The following is a 21,793-nucleotide window of genomic DNA, read 5'->3' on the forward strand; positions in this document are numbered from 1 at the left end:
ATGCCTGCCCCCGCCACCTGCGCCAGGCAACACCGTGACCTGCGCGGCTACCTGCTGTCGGCGCCAGCACTGGCGTTGTTCGCCGCCCTGCTGGTCGTGCCTCTGCTGCTGACCCTGGTGCTGTCGTTCAATGTGTTCGACTACGAAGTCGGCATCCGCGCCGACCACTGGACCTTCGAGCACTACCTGGCCCTGCTCGGCGACAGCTACTTCCTCGAAATCTTCTGGCGCACCTTCTGGATCAGCGCCCTGGTCACCCTGCTGTGCGTGGTGATCGGCGTACCCGAGGCCTACATCCTCAGCCGCATGGGCAGCCCGTGGCGCTCGATCTTCCTGGTGGTGATCCTCACCCCACTGCTGATCTCGGTGGTGGTGCGCGCCTTCGGCTGGAGCTTGTTGCTGGGCGCCGACGGGCTGGTCAACCACGCGATCCAGGCCCTGGGTGGCGCGCCGATGAAGCTGTTGTACACCCCGTTCGCGGTGATCGTCGCGCTGGTCCACGTGATGCTGCCGTTCATGATCATCCCGGTCTGGACCAGCCTGCAGAAGCTCGACCCCGCCGCCGAACAGGCCGCGCTGTCACTTGGCGCCAGCCAGGCCAAGGTCATGCGCCTGGTGGTGCTGCCGCAAGTGATGCCGGGGGTGCTGTCCGGCACGCTGATCGTCTTCGGCCTGGCCGCCAGTTCCTTTGCCATCCCCGGCCTGCTCGGCGGGCGCCGGCTGAAGATGGTCGCCACGCTGGTCTACGACCAGTACCTGGCCGACCTGAACTGGCCCATGGGCGCGGCCATCGCCATCGCCCTGCTGCTGGTCAACCTGCTGATCATGCTGTCGTGGAACCGCATGATCGAACGCCGCTACAAGAAATCGCTGGGGTAACTCATGTCCAAGAACGGTCCTCTGGCCCTGACCTTCCACAGCCTGGTGGTGGTCTTCATGCTCGCACCACTGGTGGTGGTGTGCCTGGTGGCATTCACCCCGGAAAACACCTTGAGCCTTCCTACGGCGGGGTTCTCGCTGCGCTGGTTCGAAGCGGTATTCGAGCGCGCCGACTTCCTCGAAGCCTTCAAAAACAGCCTGCAGCTGGCGTTTCTCGCCGCCAGCCTGGCGACGCTGATCGCAGTGCCGGCAGGGCTTGCGATCACGCGCCTGCAGTTCCCCGGACGCGACTTTCTCAACGTGCTGTTCCTGTCGCCGATCATCATTCCGCACCTGGTGCTAGGGGTGGCGCTGCTGCGCCTGTTCGCCCTGCTCGGGGTCAACGGCAGCTTCACCTGGCTGGTCCTGGCGCACACGGTGGTGATCACCCCTTATGTGCTGCGCCTGGTGATCGCCGCCGCCATCGGCGTCGATCGCAGCGCCGAGCAGGCCGCCGAATCGCTGGGTGCGAGCCGCTTCACGCTGTTTCGCAAGATCACCCTGCCGATGATCCTGCCCGGTATCGCCGGCGGCTGGCTGCTGGCATTCATCAACAGCTTCGACGAGGTGACCCTCTCGATCTTCGTCACCTCGCCGGCCACCCAGACCCTGCCGGTGAAGATGTACGTCTACGCCACCGAGTCCATCGATCCGATGATGGCTGCGGTGTCGGCCCTGGTGATCGTCCTGACAGCGGTGACCATGATTCTGCTCGACCGGGTCTATGGCCTGGATCGGGTCCTGGTAGGGAAGCACTGACATGGCCTTGTTCAAACGCCTCGCCGAGCACCAGCGCCCGGTGCTGGACTTCACCCTCGACGGCGAGCCGGCCTGTGGCCTGCTCGGCGACACCCTGCTGACCGCCATATTGACCAGCGGCGCGCACCTGCGCGGCAGCGACTTCAGCGCCGAGCCGCGCGCCGGTTTCTGCCTGATGGGCGCCTGCCAGGACTGCTGGGTACGGCTGGGCGATGGCCGCCGCGTACGCGCCTGCGCCACCGCGCTGGAAACCGGGCAGCAGGTGCTGCGCGAACCGGGGCGCCGGCCATGAGCGCCGTGGTGATCGTCGGAGCCGGCCCCGCCGGGATCCGCGCCGCGCAGACGCTGGTGGAGCACGGTGTGCATCCAGTCCTGATCGACGAAGCCAGCCAGGGCGGCGGGCAGATCTATCGCCGCCAGCCGGCCAACTTCACGCGACCGGCGCGCCAGCTCTATGGTTTCGAGGCCCGCAAGGCCAGCGCGCTGCACCAGACCCTCGATGCGCTTGCCGGGCAGATCGACTATCGCCCCGGCACCTTGGTATGGAACGCCGAGCACGGCGCCCTGGACACCCTGCGCGACGGCCATGCCGCGCACCTGCCCTACCAGCGCCTGATCATCGCCACCGGCGCCACCGACCGGGTGCTGCCGGTGCCGGGGTGGACGCTGCCCGGGGTCTACACCCTGGGGGCCGCGCAGATCGCGCTCAAGCATCAGGGCTGCGCCATCGGCGAGCGCGTGCTGTTTTGCGGCAGCGGGCCATTGCTTTATCTGGTCGCCTACCAGTACGCCAAGGCCGGTGCCAAGGTCCTCGGCGTGCTCGACAGCGCGCCCTTCAGCGCCCAGTGCCGCGCCCTGCCTGAGCTGCTCGAGCAACCGGCAACCCTGGGCAAGGGCCTGTACTACCGCGCCTGGCTCAGCGCCCATGGCGTGCCGGTGCATCAGGGCGCGACGCTGGAACGCATCGAAGGCGGGCAACAGGTGCAACGGGCGGTATGGCGCAAGGGCGATCAGCTACATGACACCGAATGCGATGCGCTGGCCTTTGCCCATGCGCTGCGCAGCGAAACGCAGTTGGCCGACCTGCTCGGCTGCGCATTCGAGTGGAGCACGCTCAACCGGGCCTGGCTGCCGCGCCGCGACCAGGCCGGGCGCAGCAGCGAGCACGATGTCTACCTCGCCGGCGACGGCGCCGGGATCATGGGCGCCGACGCCGCCGAAATGGCTGGCGAACGCGCCGCCCTGGCGGTGCTGCAGGACCTCGGCCAAACCGTCGCCCCCCAGCGTTGCCGCACCCTGGAAAAACGCCTGACGCGCATTGGCCGTTTCCGTGAAGGGCTCGAAGCCGCCTTCCCCTTCCCCGAGCACTGGGCCGAACAGGCACCGGACGATCTGGTGGTGTGCCGCTGCGAAGAAATCAGCGTCGGCGAGCTGCGCGCCGTGGTCGGCGAAGGCCATTGGGAGATCAACCGGGTCAAGGCTCACTGCCGGGTCGGCATGGGCCGCTGCCAGGGCCGCATGTGCGGCGCGGCAGCGGCGGAAATCATCGCCCATTGCAGTGGCAAGGCCCTGCACGAGGTCGGCCGTCTGCGCGCCCAGGCACCGATCAAACCCCTGCCCTTCGGCGTGGAGCATGACGCATGAGCCCGTGGATCGAATCGGAGGTGATCGTCATGGGCGCCGGTATCGTCGGCGCGTCGGCGGCGCTTGCCCTGGCCCGGCGTGGCCATTCGGTAACCTTGCTGGAGCGTGGGTTCTGCGGCGCACAGTCCAGCGGTGTCAACTACGGCGGCGTGCGCCGCCAGGGGCGCAGCCTGGCGCAGTTGCCGTTGTCGCAGCGGGCGCACCAGATCTGGGGCGAACTGCCTGTGTTGATCGGCATCGATGGCGAATACCTGCGCTCCGGGCACCTGAAACTGGCACGCAGCGAGGCCGACTTCGTCGCACTGCAAGGCTATGAGGCGGCCAGCCGCGACCACGGCCTGGACCTGCAACTACTCGACCGCGCCGCCCTGCGCGCCCGCTACCCCTGGGTCGGCGAGATCGCCGTCGGCGCCTCGTACTGCGCCGACGATGGCCACGCCAACCCACGCCTGGTCTCCCCCGCTTTCGCCCGTGCCGCCCGCCAGCAGGGCGCACGGGTCATCGAGCAGGCCGGCGACAGCCGCGTCGAGCATGATGGCCAGCGCTTCATCCTGCACACCCAGAGCGGCCTGCGCCTGCGCGCGCCGTGGCTGCTCAATTGTGCCGGTGCCTGGGCCGCCGATCTGGCGGCGCAGTTTGGCGAGCCGGTGCCGATGGAGTCCGGCCACCCGGCGATGCTGGTCACCGAGCCCTTGCCTTGGGTGATGAATGCCAGCACCGGTGTCGAGGGTGGCGGCATCTATGCTCGCCAGGTCGCCCGCGGCAATTGCGTGCTCGGCGGCGGGCGTGGTTTTGCCCTCGACGCACAACGCGCTCGCCCAGGGCAGTCAGCGGTGCTGGCGATCCTGCGCAACGCCGTCGAACTCTACCCGTTTCTGGCTGGCACCCAGGCGATCCGCACCTGGAGCGGCACCGAAGGCTATCTGCCCGACCACGAGCCGGTGATCGGCGCCAGCACCACCCAACCCGGCCTGTTGCATGGCTTCGGCTTTGCCGGGGCGGGCTTCCAGATCGGCCCGGCGGTCGGCGAGGCACTGGCCGAGCTCGTCTGCGACGGCGCCAGCAGGCAGCCGATCGAGGCATTTTCCATCCGTCGTTTCCAGGTCCGTCACGACCTGGCCTCCAACCACTAAGAGGAAGGTCGCTTTCATGAAACACGTCAAACGTATGCTCGGCACCGGCTTGTCCTGCCTGTCACTGGCCCTGCTCGCCGCCAGCCCCACGCTGCAGGCCGCCACCCCGACCCTGTACCTGGGCATGAACGGCGGCACCATGGAGCGTACCTACGCCGACAAGGTGCTGCCGGCCTTCGAGCAGGCGAACAACGTCAAGGTAGTGATCGTGCCCGGCACCTCGGCCGACCACCTGGCCAAGGTCCAGGCCAACAGCAAGAAGCCGCAGATGCATGTGGTGATGCTTGACGACGGCATCATGTACCGAGCCATCTCGATGGGGCTGTGCAGCAAGCTGCAGCCCAGCGAGGCCTTGTCGCAGATTCCGCAGAAGGCACGCATCAAGGAAGAAGCCGTGGCCGTCAGCCTCGGCGTGACGGGGCTGGCCTACAACACCCGCCTGTTCGAGAAGAACGGCTGGGCAGCGCCAACCTCGTGGAGCGACCTGCAAGACCCGCGCTTCAAGGACAAGCTGGTGTTCCAGTCGCTGGCCTCCTCGACCTTCGGCCTGCACGGCTTCCTGATGTACAACCGCCTCCAGGGCGGTGACGAAAGCAACGTCGAACCGGGCTTCAAGGCCTGGCCCAAGCAGGTCGGGCCGAACGTGCTGGAGTACATCGCCAGCTCGGCGAAGATCTCCGAGATGGTGCAGACCGACGAGGCCGCGTTGTTCCCACTGACGCCCACCCAGGTCACCACCTTGCAGGCCAAGGGTATCCCGGTGGCCTACGCCCAGCCCAAGGAAGGGGCAGTGGTGCTGAACTTCGCCGAATGCGTGGTGGCCAACAACGACCAGCCGGAGCTGGCGCAGAAGCTCGCCGCCTACCTGCTGACGCCTGCGGCCCAAGCCCCGGCGCTGGAGGAAGGCGACCAGATTCCGTCCAACCCCACGACCCCGACCACCGAACGCACCCGCGGCCAGGTCGAGGCGATGCAGCAGTATCAGCAGAGCGCCGTGGTGGTGAACTGGGACGAGGTCAACCAGCAGCGCCCACAGTGGAACGCACGCTGGAGTCGGTCAATCGAGCGATAGAGCCTCAGCGGCCCTGACGGGCTCTGGCGTATCCGAGGAAGGCGTCCAGGTCAGCGCTACTGAGCATGCGCGCCACCTGCTTGACCTCTTCCATCGGCCAGTCCCACCAGGCCGCCTCCAGCAAGGCTTCACGCACCGGCTCGTCGAAGCGCCAGCGGATGAACTTGCACGGGTTGCCACCAACCACCGCAAATGGCGGTACATCGCGGGTGACCATCGCCCCGGCGGCAACGATGGCGCCGTGGCCGATGGTGACTCCGGAAAGGATCACCGCATTGGTGCAGATCCAGCAGTCGCTGCCGATCACCACGTCGCCCTTGCTGCGATCGTAGTCGGTAATGTCTTCCAGCCCCTCAACCATGGCAGGAAAGGGATAGCTGCTGACCCAATCGGCGCGATGCTCCCCCCCTAGCAGAATCTGCACGCCAGCGGCAATGGAGCTGTAGCTGCCAATACGCAACACAGAGTCCTCACCGAACTCTGTGACCTCTGGCACGCCATAACTGCCCACGCCAACACTGTATCGTGGATAACGCATGCGGATTTTTTCAGATACGCGCTCAAGCTTGTCCATCGCCCGCAGACGCTTGCGTTCGCGGCGCTCGGCCAGGTTCCTGAAGAATTTCACGGCAGGCGCTCCTAGATCGGCATCAACGGTGGAACATCAGGCGCTTGATGCGCTTGAGGGTGGTCTTGTTGTAGTGGCGCAGGGGAATGCTGCGCAGCAGATCCCAGGCGTAGGCCTTGTCGGCGACCACGGCATACTTGAGCGCCTTGTGCACCAGCACCGAGCGCCCACGGGCATAGCCCGGATACTGCTGGTAGGGCGCGATGGCCTTGAGATCGGCCTCCAGCAGCACCTTGAACTTGCGCGACAGGTTGTTGGGGTGGCGGCGGTAGCGTGTGACGCACACCGGCAGCTCGTGGATCTCGTAACCCTGGGCAGCAATGCGCAAGGTCATCTGGAAATCCTGGACCTTGATGGCCGGGTCGTAGAAATCAGCCGCGCGCATCGCTTCCATCCGGTACAGCGAGCCGGGCGCGCCGACGACCACTGCGTCACGCAGGATCTCGGCGAAATCGAAGGTCTTGATTTCGGTGCGTTGCTGCGCCTTGATGTCGCGGCCTTCGGTGTCCATGTAGACGATCAACGCACCGACACAACCGACCTTTGGGTGGGCGTCCAGGTAGGCGGCGCGAACACTCAGGGAGTTCGGCAGCATGATGTCGTCGAGATCGGGGGTCGAGACATAGACCCCACGGGCATGCTGCAGGCCGGTATTGAGCGCACCACTGACCCCTTGGTTGGCCTGGGTCAGCAAGGTGAAATCGTAGGTCGATTGCAACGCGCGGAGCATCTCGACGCTTCGGTCGCTGGAGCCGTCGTCGACGATGATGACTTCGAAGTTCGGGTAGTCCTGGGCAAAGATGCTCGCCAGTGCCGCCTCCAGGTACTTCTCGGCGTTGTAGCAGGGGGCGACGACCGAGATCAACGGTGCCTCAGTGGTGGAAGTCCATCCTTGCGTCATCGTACTGGCAAGCCTCTGTGCGCGATCCGTGAGCGGGTCGCAGGGTTCAGCCCATGACCGTAAAGGCGCACAGTATACGCAAGCCCGCTGCGTTCTCGAAGCGGCCCGCTTCAGCCTTGGGCGCCAGGCTCGGCCAGGCGGTACGCGGCGAGCGCGGCCAGGTAGCTGCCATCGGGGGCGCGCCTGCGAAAGTGCTTGTCGAGCCCGGCGAAAATAGCTTCGGCGACCTTGCGCTGGTGACGAGGATCCTGCAGCCGCTGGCAATCCCGGGCATTGGACATGAAGCCAGTCTCCACCAGGATCGAAGGCACGCTGGGCGACTTGAGCACCGCGAAACCCGCCTGCTCCACCCGGGCCTGATGCAGACCGGCCACGCCTTCGAGCTGGCCAAGCACCGAATGCCCCAGGTCCAGGCTGGTGGAGATGGTCGCATTCATCGACATGTCCAGCAGCACACCTGCCACCACCGGGTCCTTGGGTGGTTTTTTCAACACGCTGGATACCCCGACGAAATCGGCATCGTTCTCGCGTTGTGCCATCCAGCGCGCCACTGTCGAAGTAGCACCATGCTCGGACAGGGCGAACACCGAGGCACCGGATGCGGTGCGCCTCGGCGCCGCGTCGGCATGCACGGAAATGAACAGGTCGGCGTTCAGCCGTTGGGCCATTTCGGCACGTTTGCGCAGCGGGATAAACACGTCCTGATTGCGCACCAGGCGCGCCTTGAAGCCCTTCTGCGCATCGATGCGTCGCGCCAGCAGGCGGGCGATGGCCAGTGCTACAAGCTTTTCCTGCTCACCGCCACTGCCGACGGCACCTGGGTCCTTGCCGCCGTGACCGGCATCGATCACGATCAACAGGTCACGCCCCTGCGGCGGTGCCATATTCCCGACAGTCTTGCCCGTCGGCACTGCGGCCGCAACTGGCAATCCGCCAAGACGCAGGGCCAACTGCCGACCGCGGGCGAGCGTCTGCAACTCGCCGGAAATTCCCGGTGAGCGCAGGTCCAGCACAATGCGCAAGCCGCCGTCTGCAGTCGCTGCACTGCGAATTGCCTTGATCGGCGTGCCCTTGAGGGCCAGCCCATCAAGCGAAGTCGCCAGCCCCGCGCCTTGCAGATCAAGAACCAGTCGCGGTGGCGCTTCCAGGGTGAAGGTGCGAGCGGGTATCGGGCCACTGAGGTCCAGCAGCAGGGTCGTGCCTTCTGCCCCCTGGCGCAATACTGCACCGCGAACCTGCTCGGCGGTATTGGCCAGCACCAGGCGGCTGACAGGCAAGGTGCAGCCGGCAAACAGCAGCTGCAGGAAGGTGCGTCTGTCCATGGCGGAGGGCACTCGTGTCGACAAAAGCTGATTACAATTAAGGTTATAACATAACATTTTAAAGTCATTTGCAAGGCTTTCCCGTTTGTCACGCTCACCGGATCTGCACGCGTTGGTTAAACCAGGTACGGACTACGGAGACACAGACGAAGAAGCGTCTCAAGACTTTCCATGAAGGCCCTAGGGTCTGTATGAAAAACCCTGATACTCGGTGATTCTGCGTTGAAAACAGCCTGGTGCGCCAGCCCGGTCGGAATGCTCATTTACAACCCGTAAAGTCGAGCGCGACCCCGGCCGTTCCTCGGCTGTTTTCGCCTTGCCTGACCTTCGTCTCAAGGCTTTTCATACAGACCCTAGGGAAACGCCGTTGGGCCTGATCTGCTGAACCTAAACGTGGGCTAGGATCTTTGCAGACGTTTCAGCCATATAACCAGTGATTCCATCGACATGGGCTTGGCGCAGAAATAACCCTGGCCGTGATTGGCACCGAGTTCCAGCAGGAGCGAACGCTGCTCCTGAGTTTCGATGCCTTCGACGATCAGTTCCATATGCAAATCTTCTGCCAGCGTCAACGCATTGCGGACAATCGTACGCGCGCGAGGTGAACCTTCGAGCTGTCGAGTGAACTCCCCCGCCAACTTGAGTTCCTCGAACGGGATTTCGCTGAGCCGCCACAGCGAGGAGTACCCCGTGCCGAAGTCATCCATCGATAGGCGCACACCAATCGTCTTCAGGCACATGAGGCGCTGACGGATATCAGGCGCAAGAACAGCAGGTGCGTCCTCGGTGATCTCTAGGGTCACCGAGGATAGCGGCAACGGATGCTGCATCAGGCGCGTGATCAAGCGATCAAACAAAGCATGAGTGGCCAGTTGGTGCAGACTGAGGTTCAAGGAAAAACCCAGCTCCCAACCCTGCCGATGGAGTCTTATCTGGCAAGCCAGGCTCTGCTCCAGCAGCTCGCTGAACAAATCATCCAGCAACTGTTCGCGGGTCATCGTGGCTATAAATGCCGCTGGAGGCAGTAAGCCATACTGGGGATGCTGCCAGCGCGCAAGAACTTCCACGCTGTGCACCACCCGACTATGTAAATCGAACTTAGGCTGAGCATAGGCCCGGAATTCGCGACGGCATAGTCCCGCGCGGATGCCTACAGTATCAACGCACTGGGTCGCCGACATGAACAAAGAAGAACGCGTGGGTTCTCCGTCAGAGAGCAGAGTCGGAAGTGCGATGAACATTTCAAGTTCCTGCGTGGAGCCAGCCGAGAAGCTGATATTGATGATCAGCCTCGCCATCATACTTTTTCTTATATTCAACGACCACCCACTGCCAAAGCCAATACATGCCAGCAATGATAAAAAATTTGCCTGAAACGTCATCCACCAGAAAGTTCCAAGCCCCTCACTGTAAATACAAAAATAAACTTGCTTTTTACCTTGAGCTACTTTTGAATATTTTATGCGCTCCTTCGATCCCGTGTTTTTTGACAACTATTTAAACAGACTGTTGACAGACTTATCCAGGTAAGGGAACCCATGAAAAACTACGTACTTCTTCCATTAGTGGCCATACTGACGTTCGGCTGTGAAAGCTCAGATCGTGACCCGAAAGTGGATCAAGCAAAAATCTGCGTGGCCACGACTGATAAACAGGCTCTTGCGTGCACGGAGGGGCAGCTCTTCATGGCTAGAATTACTCAGCCAGACTTAACAACACGAGCATACAATGTCCTTAACTCTGTAGCACTGTATTGCAACACCAACTACCCGATATTTGAGAATCCTGCGGGTGTTGTTTGCATCATGACACACGCACGTATCAGTGCGTTGACAGGCATTCAGCGCGATAGCAAAGCACCTGAAAAATTCCCTTCATCGCACGAAAAATAAACCCCCAACACAAAAGACCATTTTTTAGTATCCACAAATATGAAATAACCTTATGAAATTTTTCGCCATCAGTACCTCCGCCTTAATTTATTTGATACTTCCCGACCACGCGCTAGCCGACTATAACAGAGGAGCGTCCGAATACCGTCTGAAAAACTTTGCTTCCGCGATTTATGAGTGGCGGCAATCTGCCGAAGAAGGCGAAGTTCGGTCCCAGCTTCGACTAGCACAAATGTACGAACGGGGACAAGGTGTACCACGCCAGTTTGATCTGGCGAAAAAGTGGTACTCCCTTGCGGCTCATGGTGGTGACGTTGAAGCGCAAAGATATGTGGCAAAAATCTATCTACAGGGCCTCGATGGGCAGGAGCCAGACCCTTGGCAGGCTGCGAGGTGGCTGCAGCGTGCGGTTGACTCGGGCGATGCCGAATCAGCTTTCTTGCTTGGCCATCTCTACTACGCTGGCGCTGGCGTCGCAAGGGATTTACCTAAAGCAATCTTTTATTATCGATTTGCGGCACAAAACAGGATCGCCGCAGCGCAAAATAACTTGGGCAGTCTCTATGAATCCGGAAATGGTCTAGATAAAAACGATACGCTAGCTGCACAGTGGTATTTGCGAGCGGCTCGTGCTCGGGATTCTTATGGTCAAAACAATATGGGAAGAATGTACGCTTTAGGAAAGGGCGTTCCGCAAGACTACGCCTGGGCGATTTTCTGGTTTGCCATGTCAGCTTCTCAAGGGAACACTGAAGCTCAAAAAAACATAGAGACTTACCTCGCACACCTTCCACGTCAGCAAGTGACCACCGAAACTGCAAATATCCGATTGGGCAACTCGACGGCCTATAAGGTAATTGCACAAGTGATGCGAGGTCAGACTCTTCCGGTTTTGGGCGAGGGACAGGGGTGGACGCAGGTCTATCTTGAATCGAGCCAGCAACTGGGGTGGGTCTCCTCGTCACTGCTGGATTAATGACTTATTGGATTGTTAAAGGGGTGTGCGATCTTCGCGCCCTATGACCCGTTATTTGAATATCGACTCGACGATTTGGCGCGAGGCAGGCACGCTGCCCCCCTATCGAAGCGGCCTCTGAACACTGCTGGACAGGCCGGCGCTCTCCTTCCCCCCATGATGAGATTCGATCCTCACGAATGCCACGCTTGATCAGTGCACGACGTACAGTTACGGCCCGACGCTCCGAGAGTAACTGGTTATAGGTTTCATCTCCTAGTCGATCCGCATGCCCGATAACGACGACCGATGATCCGTCCGCCATCCCTTGTAAGACCCACGATGCGACCTCATCGATTTCGCGCTCGCCTTGCGGGCTAAGCGCGTCACTATCGAAGTCAAATAAAGCATCGGCACTGACCGAGACACGCGTATCCTCGGACGTTTCTTCCGCGAGTGATCGCGCGCACTCGCCCTCCTTCCAGTATCGCCCATCCACGAGCATATCATCATCAAAATGCAGCTGATATTGGCAGGTTCGATAACGCCCCAAGTAATCGGGCATATGGAATATGAAGTTCCACTCATGTTCTCCAAACATGCCTTCATCAAAATGAGGGCGACCCAGTAAATCATAGACCTGGTCTTTGCTCATGCCGTCACGCAGTGTTCGAAGGTTAGCCAAATTGGGATAACTACCTTGCGTTTGCCAAGCACTCTTCATATCGGGAAAGACGATGGCCTTTTTTTGAGGAGAGACCGACTCTTGCTCTTGCTGTTGAATCGTTGCGCTTGAGCAGCCGACGGTGGCCCACCCCAGCATCACCAGGGTGGTTGCGTAACGAATATGCCGTTGAATCGACATGGTTTAGGGCCCCTTGTCTCGATTACCAGTGGAAGCCGACGCCTACAGCCGCGCCTGCGTGGTTTTGCGTATCTCCCGTGAGGTTTAAACGCGTCGTCCACCGACCGTTATCCGATAGCCAGGAAAAGCCGACAGCGACTGCCGATTCTCCCTGATACGTTCCCCCGCCCACGGCGATCATGCTTTTACCCGCGATAGTTGCTTGAGGAATGGCAGCCGCAGCCAGGGCGCTTGCCGTACCGGCATTGGCCTGATCTTTGACATCGTCGATCTTTCTTCCAAGCCCATCGATCTGGCGACGATAATTTTGATCCATCGCCCTGAGCTGCCCTACATTGGCCGCGTCCGTATCGGCCTCGCCCGACGCGACGTTATGGACCCGCGTCGGTGAGCCCGCTTGACCCATCGTGACCGAGCTATAGTTGACACTGCCATCTACGTGACGGTCGTAATTCACCGCCCCGGCCTGCACCGAGCTCAATTGGCGAACATTGACTGCATCGGTTGCCTCGGTACCGCCGGCCACATTAGTAATCTGACGCTCTTTATTCTCGCTGCCGACTGAAACCGCGCCCTGAGTCGATGCAACGCTATGGCCGGAAAAGGCTTCCTCAGCACCGTTCATGCCTGCGCGGGTGGCGCGTGAGCCTGCTCCAAGCGCGATACTGCCTTCTGCCTCGGCGACCGCACCGTTACCCATAGCAACGCTGTTGTCACCATTGGCGACGCTACTGGGCCCTGAGGCAACACTATTCGCGCCGTTGGCCTGCGCGGCTGGGCCATCGGCGTTCGCTCTAAAATAACGGCTGCCACCTTGGTTGATATCAGTAATGGCGTTCTGCATTTCCCAAAGCTGACTGCCATTGACGGCCTCGCGGCTGTTTTCGGCAATGTCGCCAGCGGCTAAATTACCGATGGTTGTTCCGCCTTCTCCCTTGAGTTCGACAGAGCTGTAATCGACGCTACCATCTTCATTGGTGCTGTACTGCACGGCCTGGTCACCCAGGCGCTCGATGTCTCCACTCAAGTTGGTGATGTTACCCTCGACGCTGGTGACACGCCCATCGAGCGCTGTGATATCAGTTTGTGCCCTGAAAACATCATCCTGTACGGCTGCCACAGCCTGATTGGTTGCATATAGCTGGCTTCCATTCACGGCGTCTGTGCTTTCGGAAGTCACGCGCCCAGCGGCAATATTTGTCAGCGTCCGCTCTTTTCCCGCAGAGCCCAAACTCACGTTTCCGACCGGTGCCGAGCCAGCATAAGTGTACATTTGCCCTGCAATCATGCTGCCTTCCGTCGCGATCGCTTCCTCTGAGATCGAGTCCGCGCCCAAAGCAATGCCATTGCTGGTGCCTACTGTTGCTCCTCTACCGATGGCAATCGCGTTTTCGGCTCTGGCCTGGGCGTCGACACCGACGGCAATCGCGCCGCGGCCGGTAGCTCCGTTGTTATCGTAGTTACCGCCTTCTTCTCCACCATCATTGACGCTGTAATAGCGCGTACGATTGCGATCGAAGTAAGCCAGATTTACGGCGTCCCCCCGCGCAGTAGGATCGCCAAGATTGGAGATAGTTTGACCATTCATATCGATCCCATCGGCGTTGATACTAAGGCCTCCGGGTAGGGTCACACTATCGAGCTCTAAGTTCCGATTGAGCCTGATGGCAACCTGTCCGTCGTTATCATCACCAACTTGTTCAACACTCAGGTTGTTGTCACCTGTGAAGGCAACGCTTCCGTTCGGACCGATGTTAGCGGCGTTACCATAGTCATCTGTAACGTTCCAACCTGCATTCGCCGCATTACTAGTCTTGGCCAATGCGGCATCGATGGTGTCTTCACCCGTGCCCCCCAAGTTAGAAGTGATAATTTCACCCGTGTTCGGATCGATGGTCGTATTGCCACCAATGATGTCCCCGACATTGGCGGCGTGGCGGAATAGCTGGCTTCCATTGATGGCCTCGGTGCTGTTTGCATTGACTGCCCCATCCCGCAATGCGGTAATGGTGCTTCCTCCCATATCAATGCCATCGGCAGCAACGGTTACCGCGCTGAGCGGATTGCCCTCCCCATCGACTTCCACAGACGCTACGGTCAGGCCAGTTTGAGTCAATGCGCTCCCACCGCGACCCTCGCCACCGCTCACATTGACGCCAGCGCTGGTGACTACCGTTGTGCTAGTGACATCGCCACTGTCACTAATAGCGGTTACCTCCAAGCCGGCATCATCCAGTCGGCTATTGCCGGTCGTGACGCTGTTGAGGTCAAGATTGCGATTGAGTCGGATGGCGACCTGACCCCTATCGTCCTCGCCAGTTTGCGTCACCTCAAGATTATCGTCGCCGGAGAAAGTCACGCCGCCATTCGGACCGATGTTGGCGGTGTTACCCTCAGCATCGCTCAAGTTCCAGCCGGCGTTGGCAGCGGTATTGATAGCGCCAATCGCACCATTGATAGTGTCTTCGCCAGTTCCACCCAGGTTCGACGTGGAGATCTCGCCCGAGTCCGGATTGATCGTCGTGTTGCCACCGATGATGTTGCCTAGGTTGCTGGCCTGTCCGAATAGCTGGCTTCCGTTGATGGCATCGGTGCTATCCGCATTGACGGCACCGTCACCCAACGCGGTTATGGTGTTGCCGCCCATATCGATACCGCTGGCGTCGATAGAAGGTCCACCACCATTGATCGACAGACTATCGATGGAGATGTCTGGGGCGGTCGCGATAGTGATATTGGCGCCGTCTTGGGTAAGTTCGATATTGGCGCCGTCGAAAAAACGTACAGCCTCACCTGGTGCAACATTACTTGTGCTGCTCCCGTTCACACCGAGATTAAAGCCTTGACTCGCGTAATCCGCTTTCTCGTTGACGGCGGAGAGCTGGGAAACGTTGACGGCATCAGTATCTGCCGACCCTGCCGCAACGTTGGTGATACGCCGCTCACTGTCGGCTGCACCGACTGAAACCTCCCCCACCGGTGCCGTTCCTGCGACCTCGATGGTATTACCAGCGGCATCCAGCGGCTGGAAGGGTGAATCCCCGAGGGTGTTGCCGTTGGCGATGGAGTTCGAACCTAGTACTACGCTGTTCGCCACCGTGACTGAAGCATTGTTCCCCAGTATGAAAGCGTCGGCGACATTGATGGGGGTATCTTCGGTGCCATTACTGTTGCCGATGATGCGGCTACCCGTAGCGTTATCGCCGAGAAAGTTTCCATTACCGAAAATACCGGCATCATCGGCGGCGATGGCCGCGCTGGGACTGCCGTTATCATTACCTAGCGTATAGGTCCCATTACCCGTTACATAGCTGGGGTCACCGATTGCACCTGAACGCTCCCCGATAACTTGGTTACCGGTGCCAATACTCAAAGAGCCCTGGCCCGCAACGATGGAAAAATAACCCAGTGAAATCGCGTCAGCAGCTGTCGCGATAGAGCCATAGCCTACAGCTATGGACCTGGCGCCTTGAGATGAGGATGAGCCACCTATGGCAAGGGAATTCTCACCATCGGCTACTGCGCCTGAACCGAACGCAGAGCTGCCCACAGCGCGCGCACGAGCACCACTACCCATAGCGGTCGTCGATAGCTGACTTGCCAGCGATTCAGAGCCGAATGCTGAAGATCCCTCTCCACTAGCCGTCGCGTTGTTTCCAACTGCCGACGCATCAGTTGCAGTGGCGCTCGCATTACTGCCTACGGCCAACGCGAAATCAGCTGCAGTGTCATTGCCATCGCCGTCTCGCATACCGACGGTTGCACCATGGCCAAAAGCCGAAGAGCCTTCCCCAATGACCAGAGCATTATTACCTACAGCAGTCGACAAATGGCTAGTTGCTTCCGAATTGCTGCCAGCCGCCAGGGAATAACTTCCACTGGCGTTCGAGCCTGTGCCGAAGGCAGACGAGGCTTCACCACTTGCCGCTGAGAGGTTTCCAACTGCCATGGCATAGTCTGCCGAAGCATTAGCAGAGTTTCCGTAAGCGATGGCATCCATCCCTACCGCGCTCGATGCTCGCCCTATAGAGATAGCTGAGTAGTTGTCGGAGCCCGACGCCATGGCGCCATCACCTAAGGCAATATCGCCATTGAACGTGGCTGCCGAGTTTGCTCCCAAAGCTATCGATTGGCTGCCTGAGGCTGCCGCATTGTTTCCCGCGGCGAATGAGTCGGGGCCACTCGCGTTTGAGCTATAGCCCAATCCAATTGAGCGATCTGCAGTCGCTTGAGAATAAGAACCGAGAGACAGAGCCATGACACCGGAGGCATTGGCTCTATCGCCAAGCGCACTCCCCCCCCTCACTGAAGCACTTGCCAGACGTCCTATCGCAACCGTATTAGCGGCGGATGCCATCGATCCAGACCCGAATGCAAAAGCGTTATCAGCTGTGGCTTGTGTACCAGAACCGATGGCCAATGAAAAAGATCCCGTTGATCGCGTGTTGACACCTAGACTGATGGCAGAACCACCCGAAGCGCCGGAGCCACTACCGATAGCAATGGCATTATCATTACAACCCGTAGCACTACTACCGATAGCGATCCTCGTAGGTGATCCATTACAGTCGTCCCCCCCGCCTGCTTCATACGCAGATGAGGAGTCCGGCATGCCACATAATAAAGGAAGATAGATACCCACTGCTGCCACCCTACATTTGCTTGTAGAGCGCCGCGACACGGCATGCTCGGACGTAACAACAAGTCGCCCCAATGCAGTACTCCACACGACTCGAAAAATATGATTCATGGTCCCTCCAGACTTGGACAACGGGGCGGAAATTCTTAAGACTTTAGATGCACCTGAATTAAACCCTTGCTCACCTTCCAGCCACAGCAATAATCCACCACTCAGCCGCCAGACTGAACTCGGAGACAAGTTTGCCACTTACGCAACAATAAGGTAGGGTTTGTACAGCAGCATTCTGCACCCTGTTCTAAATATTTTTTTTCCAGAGCTGATAAAAAATTTGCCTATTATGACCTTCATCAAGAGGTCGGTACCTTGGTACAGTTCCTCTATAGCGGCCAACAGTGCTAAGCGCTTTGAGCTCATGGGCTAGTAGGCTTGGAGGAAATCGAAGGCAGTTAAGCGAGCAGTGTTTTGAAGGCCGTGGCGCCAAGATAGACTGGTGTGCTGCCCTATCGAGCTGATGCACTGGTATCAAATTTGAGAGTTGGCAGGCTTGGCTGACAGGTTTGGATTTCGGAGGGGCGTGTGATGGTAGGTCTTATAGATGAAAAAAAAATCGACCTTTTGCTTTCGAAAGTCAATAATTACATCGACAGCCAGGGCAGCGGCGAAGGTATTTTCCCAACACGCATTGATGGCTTTAACCTCCACCGCACTTTTGCAAAAGTTATGCCGGTAAGCCAAGTTTATCGACCCCAACTTTGTGTGGTGCTACAAGGCTCTAAACAGATTCTCTTTGGAGAAAACATGCTCGACTATCATGCGCTGGAGTGCCTGGTCGTCAGTATGGAGTTACCCGCTAGCGGACGAATTGCCGAAGCGACACCGAGCTTGCCATTCATCGGCATAACCCTGGATATTGATAAAGACGACGTTGCCGAAGTCGTGGCGAAATTCGATGCAGTATCTTCTTCTTGTGACCCCGTCGAATCGTGTGCATTCGTTGTCAAGCTTGATGATATGTTTTTAGATTGTTTGCTGCGCCTGATAAATTTATTGGATCGCCCCAGTTCACTTCCGATTCTTTATCCTTCACTGATGAAAGAGTTATATTGCTGGTTCCTAGACGGAGCCTACGCTAGTGAGTTCTGTAAGCTCGCTATACCAGACAGCCAAATGCAGCGCCTCACAAAAGCCATCGAGTTTTTGAGAGAAAACTTTAATAAAAAGCTTTCAATTAAACAGTTGGCCGAAGTGGCAAAGATGAGCCCCTCTTCTTTTCGCAAAAACTTCAAAGCTGCGACATCGACGACTTCTCTACAGTACCAGAAAAATTTACGCCTTTTGGAGGCGCGACGCCTAATGGTATCTGAGTCCAAAAGTGTGGCGGAGGCAGCTTATGAAGTAGGTTATGAAAGCCCTTCACAGTTCAGTCGAGAATACTTGCGAACATTTAATATAAACCCTAAACGTGACGCCATGAATCTAAAAGACCTACACAGTAAGTATGCCGGCCGAAAAGCGCGATAACCGTTTGGCGCCACGAAAAAACCGCCATGAAAATTATAGAAAACGAGCGATATAACTATTAATTTCAGAATACAAAGAGCCACTGATCGCCTGTACTATCGATACGTGAAAACACTATCGCGCCCAATGAATGCAACCTATCCGATGCACTGGCCGAATTCACTAATCGAGTGTTTTTATTGAGGACGTCGACCTAAACGCCCACGCATGCTGCTTCAATATCAGACGTTGCAACCTGTACAATTTTATGTGTCGCGCACAGCTTGGAAACTCGTTGCCATGAAAACGCTCTTCGACAACGTGAAGAAGCGCTGCATGCGATGAAGAAAGGAGAGCCCGCAGCCCCAACGGTCTATCGGCAGTCATTTGAGTTGTGACGGGTCAAGTATGCACTATGCCTTTGACTTTTTGACCCATAAACAAAAAAGCCCACCGAAAGCGGCAGGCTATTTCATATAAAGTCACGCTGAAGCATCACTTCATATGGATGACAGAAAGTGACTGCTAAGCACGCTTTCCTAGTACATCGTGTATTTCTCTGAATATGGTGGGTCGTGTAGGATTCGAACCTACGACCAATTGGTTAAAAGCCAACTGCTCTACCAACTGAGCTAACGACCCGTTGGATGGCGCGTATACTACTGATTTCTCAGAGAAAATCAACACCCCATCGCATTATTTTCAAAAATAACGTGTTGGATCAGCGATCCCGGCAGCCTTGAAGCCTTCAGCACGCAGGCGGCAGCTATCGCACTTGCCGCAGGCACGGCCATCGTCGTCGGCCTGGTAACAGGATACTGTGAGGCTGTAGTCCACCCCACGGGCAATACCGGCCTCGACGATTTGCGCCTTGCTCAGGTTCTGCAGTGGCGCCTGGATGCGGAACCCCTGACCTTCCACCCCCGCCTTGGTAGCCAGGTTGGCCATGCGCTCGAAGGCCTCGACGAACTCCGGGCGGCAATCGGGGTAACCCGAATAATCAACAGCGTTGACGCCAATGAAGATGTCACGAGCTTGCAGCACTTCTGCCCAGCCCAGCGCCAACGACAGGAATACGGTATTGCGCGCCGGTACGTAGGTGACCGGAATACCCTCGGTAGGTGCTTCAGGCACATCGATACTGCTGTCGGTGAGGGCCGAACCGCCAATACCATCGAGGTTCAAGCCAATGACCTTGTGCTCGACCACGCCCAGATCGCGAGCCACCCGCGCAGCTGCGTTGAGCTCAGCGCGATGGCGCTGGCCGTAATCGAAGCTCATGGTGTAGCAACTGTAGCCCTCGGCCTTGGCCATGGCGACCACAGTGGCCGAGTCCAGACCGCCAGACAGCAGGATTACCGCACGTTTTTCAGTCATGTCATTCACTCTCTTGATCAGCGGCCCGGTTCGTCGTTCCACAGCAACTTGTGCAGTTGCAGTTGGAAGCGCACGGGCAGGTTGTCGGCGACGATCCAGTCGGCCAGGTCGCTGGCGCTCACCTGATGGTGGCTGGGCGAGAACAGGACTTCACCTGCCCGTTCTTCGAGGTTGTACTGGATCAGCTTGGACACTGCCCAGTCGTAGTCCTCACGGGAGCAGATGACGAACTTGACCTGATCATTGCTCGTCAGGTGTTCGATGTTCTCGTAGCGGTTACGGTGAACCTCTTCCGAACCTGGGGTCTTGAGGTCGACCACGCGACTGACCCGCGTGTCCACCCGAGAGATGTCGAGCGCGCCGCTGGTCTCCAGCGAAACCTCATAGCCCGCATCGCACAGGCGCTCAAGCAAAGGCAATGCGTTGGGCTGGGCCAACGGTTCGCCGCCAGTGACGCAGACATAGCGCGGGCGAAAACCTGCAACCTGCTCGAGAATGTCGTCGAGGGTACGCAGTGTGCCACCACTGAATGCATAGGCACTGTCGCAGTACTGGCAGCGCAGGGGGCAACCGGTCAGGCGCACGAACACGGTGGGCAAGCCAGCCGTTCGCGTTTCACCCTGTAACGAGTAAAAGACTTCGGTGATACGTAATGTGTCTTGCATGGTCGCCACGGGCGTGACAGCTATACAGGCTGACCGCCTCCGTCAGGCACTGCTGCAGACTCGACATAGCGTTATCCGCAGCAGCGTGTTTACGAAAAAAGGGCAGAGATTCTAACGAAAAACCCCGCGCCAGGCGCGGGTTTCTTTCAAGCGATGCAGTTTAGAGCTTCTGCAGGTCTCGCTGGGCCAGTTGCGCGGCAGAGGTGCCGGGGTACTGGGTGATGACCTGCTGCAGGATACCCTTGACCTTGTCGGTGTGGCCCATGCGACGTTCGACATCGGCCAACTTGTACAACGAGTCAGGCACCTTGCTGTGCTTGGGGTACAACTGGCTGACCTTGGCGAAGGCCTGACCGGCACCTTGCAGGTCGCCTTTGGCGAGGTTGACCTCACCCAGCCAGTACTGCGCGTTGCCGGCGTACTGGCTGTTGGGGTACTTGCGCAGGAAGGCACTGAAGGCCTGGCTGGCCTTGTCGAAGTCTTTCTGTTTGATCAGATCGAAAGCAGCATCGTAGAACAGCTTTTCTTTCGCCGGATCGGCCGGCTCGCCACTGGCGGCCGGTTGCTGCGCAGCGCTTGCGCCTGCAGCGGCACCTGCGGCGTCGGATGCGCCACCGGTGGAGGAATTATCGGGTGTAGCGGCTGGCGCGGCACCACTGTTGATACGGCGGTCCAGATCCTGGTAACGCTCCAGGTTTTCCTGCTTCATGCGCGACACATCGTTCTGCAACTCTTCGATGATGCCTTGCTGACGGGAAATCTGGTCCTGCATCTGTTGCAGTTGCATGAACAACTGACCCTGTGCAGAAGCAGGGGCCGAAGCCCCTGCCCCGGCATAGGCGCCGCTCGTGCCATAACCCGAAGGCGGATAGCTGCCTCCGTTGTCATCAACTACAGGAACCGCAGCCCACGCAGAAAGCGGCAGGCTGAGGGCGAGGACGGTTACAACACGACGGCACATACGCATAAGAACTTACTTACGCAGTTCTACGCGGCGGTTCTGAGCCCAGGACTGCTCGTCGTTGCCGGTAGCAACTGGACGCTCTTCGCCGTAGGAAACCAGTTCCAGCTGAGCAGGGGAAACGCCCTGCAGAACCAGGTAGCGCTGAACGGCCTTGGCACGACGCTCGCCCAGAGCCATGTTGTACTCGCGGGTACCGCGCTCGTCGGTGTTACCTTCCAGAACAACACGGTTGCCGTTGGCTTTCAGGTCCTTGGCGTGAACGTCCAGGGCGCGCATGGCTTCTGGCTTCAGATCCGAGCTGTCGTATTCGAAGTAGAAGGTGGTGATTGCGCGCAGGGCGGCTTCTTCGCTCAGGGAACCGTCAACAGCGCCGGTGTTTGCACCGTAGCCAGCGTTCGGGTCAACAGCGCCTTCGCCAGCGTTGTCACCGCCCTTGGAGGAGCAACCTACAGCTACGGCCATGGCCAGAGCCAGCGCAGCGAATTTACCAAACTTCAGCATTTCCATCGTGAAACTCCTAATGAAACCCCAGTGTGTTAAGCAAAATTGTTACGCC

Annotated in this window: 19 protein-coding genes and 1 tRNA gene; 9 read left to right on the forward strand and 11 right to left on the reverse strand. The window is 58.8% G+C overall.

Annotated features, from left to right (window positions below):
- The 6 genes from HU729_RS08765 to HU729_RS08790 are packed head-to-tail and all read left to right on the forward strand — an operon-like array spanning position 1 to position 5,526.
- On the forward strand, positions 1-879 hold the full coding sequence (locus HU729_RS08765; RefSeq protein ID WP_186709581.1) for an ABC transporter permease: 879 nt from the start codon (positions 1-3) through the stop codon (positions 877-879).
- 3 nt (positions 880-882) lie between these two features.
- Positions 883-1,677, forward strand: a complete 795-nt coding sequence (locus HU729_RS08770) for an ABC transporter permease (RefSeq protein WP_186709570.1) — start codon at positions 883-885, stop codon at positions 1,675-1,677.
- A 1-nt stretch (position 1,678) separates the two neighbouring features.
- Positions 1,679-1,969 (forward strand): (2Fe-2S)-binding protein, encoded by a 291-nt coding sequence (locus HU729_RS08775; protein ID WP_186667160.1) that lies wholly within the window; start codon positions 1,679-1,681, stop codon positions 1,967-1,969.
- Positions 1,966-3,321, forward strand: a complete 1,356-nt coding sequence (locus HU729_RS08780; RefSeq protein WP_186709571.1) for an FAD/NAD(P)-binding oxidoreductase — start codon at positions 1,966-1,968, stop codon at positions 3,319-3,321. Before HU729_RS08775 ends, HU729_RS08780 begins: the two co-directional genes overlap by 4 nt.
- A complete protein-coding gene (locus tag HU729_RS08785) occupies positions 3,318-4,454 on the forward strand; it encodes an FAD-dependent oxidoreductase (protein ID WP_186709572.1) in 1,137 nt (378 codons plus the stop codon). The genes HU729_RS08780 and HU729_RS08785 overlap by 4 nt, the downstream gene beginning before the upstream one ends.
- Positions 4,455-4,470: 16 nt before the next feature.
- Positions 4,471-5,526 carry an ABC transporter substrate-binding protein gene (locus tag HU729_RS08790; RefSeq protein WP_186709573.1) on the forward strand — a complete coding sequence of 352 codons (1,056 nt, stop codon included), beginning with the start codon at positions 4,471-4,473 and terminating at the stop codon, positions 5,524-5,526.
- Positions 5,527-5,530: 4 nt separating this feature from the next.
- Here HU729_RS08790 and HU729_RS08795 read toward each other — a convergent pair whose 3' ends face one another.
- The 4 genes from HU729_RS08795 to HU729_RS08810 form a co-directional block, all read right to left on the reverse strand.
- Positions 5,531-6,100, reverse strand: a complete 570-nt coding sequence (locus HU729_RS08795; RefSeq protein ID WP_186709582.1) for a CatB-related O-acetyltransferase — start codon at positions 6,098-6,100, stop codon at positions 5,531-5,533.
- Between the two features lie 76 nt (positions 6,101-6,176).
- Entirely contained in the window at positions 6,177-7,055 is an 879-nt protein-coding gene (locus HU729_RS08800) for a glycosyltransferase family 2 protein (protein ID WP_186667165.1), read from the reverse strand.
- Between the two features lie 110 nt (positions 7,056-7,165).
- Entirely contained in the window at positions 7,166-8,377 is a 1,212-nt protein-coding gene (locus tag HU729_RS08805) for an N-acetylmuramoyl-L-alanine amidase (RefSeq protein WP_186709574.1), read from the reverse strand.
- Between the two features lie 398 nt (positions 8,378-8,775).
- Positions 8,776-9,759 carry an EAL domain-containing protein gene (locus HU729_RS08810; RefSeq protein WP_186709575.1) on the reverse strand — a complete coding sequence of 328 codons (984 nt, stop codon included), beginning with the start codon at positions 9,757-9,759 and terminating at the stop codon, positions 8,776-8,778.
- Positions 9,760-9,915: 156 nt separating this feature from the next.
- On the opposite strand from HU729_RS08810, the gene HU729_RS08815 reads away from it, so the two are divergent.
- Complete coding sequence (locus tag HU729_RS08815; RefSeq protein ID WP_186667168.1) at positions 9,916-10,269, forward strand: hypothetical protein; 354 nt, start codon at positions 9,916-9,918, stop codon at positions 10,267-10,269.
- A 52-nt stretch (positions 10,270-10,321) separates the two neighbouring features.
- Positions 10,322-11,245, forward strand: coding sequence for an SH3 domain-containing protein (locus tag HU729_RS08820; RefSeq protein ID WP_186709577.1), 924 nt, complete (start codon positions 10,322-10,324; stop codon positions 11,243-11,245).
- Between the two features lie 4 nt (positions 11,246-11,249).
- On the opposite strand, the gene HU729_RS08825 is transcribed toward HU729_RS08820, so the two are convergent.
- Positions 11,250-12,089 (reverse strand): OmpA family protein, encoded by an 840-nt coding sequence (locus HU729_RS08825; protein WP_186709578.1) that lies wholly within the window; start codon positions 12,087-12,089, stop codon positions 11,250-11,252.
- Positions 12,090-12,111: 22 nt separating this feature from the next.
- Positions 12,112-16,089, reverse strand: coding sequence for a YadA-like family protein (locus HU729_RS08830; RefSeq protein WP_238348336.1), 3,978 nt, complete (start codon positions 16,087-16,089; stop codon positions 12,112-12,114).
- A gap of 1,221 nt (positions 16,090-17,310) precedes the next feature.
- Here HU729_RS08830 and HU729_RS08835 point away from each other — a divergent pair.
- Entirely contained in the window at positions 17,311-18,252 is a 942-nt protein-coding gene (locus HU729_RS08835) for an AraC family transcriptional regulator (RefSeq protein WP_186709583.1), read from the forward strand.
- A 545-nt stretch (positions 18,253-18,797) separates the two neighbouring features.
- Here the strand turns inward: HU729_RS08835 and HU729_RS08840 are convergent.
- The 5 genes from HU729_RS08840 to pal all read right to left on the reverse strand — a co-directional run bounded on the left by HU729_RS08840 (position 18,798) and on the right by pal (position 21,744).
- Positions 18,798-18,873, reverse strand: a tRNA-Lys gene (locus HU729_RS08840).
- Positions 18,874-18,933: 60 nt separating this feature from the next.
- Complete coding sequence (gene queC, locus HU729_RS08845) at positions 18,934-19,608, reverse strand: 7-cyano-7-deazaguanine synthase QueC (protein ID WP_186667172.1); 675 nt, start codon at positions 19,606-19,608, stop codon at positions 18,934-18,936.
- Positions 19,609-19,625: 17 nt separating this feature from the next.
- Complete coding sequence (gene queE, locus HU729_RS08850) at positions 19,626-20,273, reverse strand: 7-carboxy-7-deazaguanine synthase QueE (protein WP_063546860.1); 648 nt, start codon at positions 20,271-20,273, stop codon at positions 19,626-19,628.
- A 160-nt stretch (positions 20,274-20,433) separates the two neighbouring features.
- Positions 20,434-21,240, reverse strand: a complete 807-nt coding sequence (ybgF, locus tag HU729_RS08855; RefSeq protein WP_186667174.1) for a tol-pal system protein YbgF — start codon at positions 21,238-21,240, stop codon at positions 20,434-20,436.
- 6 nt (positions 21,241-21,246) lie between these two features.
- The gene (gene pal, locus HU729_RS08860; protein WP_023381906.1) at positions 21,247-21,744 is read right to left on the reverse strand and encodes a peptidoglycan-associated lipoprotein Pal; all 498 of its coding nucleotides are present in this window, start codon (positions 21,742-21,744) and stop codon (positions 21,247-21,249) included.
- Between the last annotated feature and the right edge of the window lie 49 nt (positions 21,745-21,793).

The organism is Pseudomonas sp. RW10S2 (assembly GCF_014268985.1).
Classification (GTDB): Bacteria; Pseudomonadota; Gammaproteobacteria; order Pseudomonadales; family Pseudomonadaceae; genus Aquipseudomonas; species Aquipseudomonas wayambapalatensis.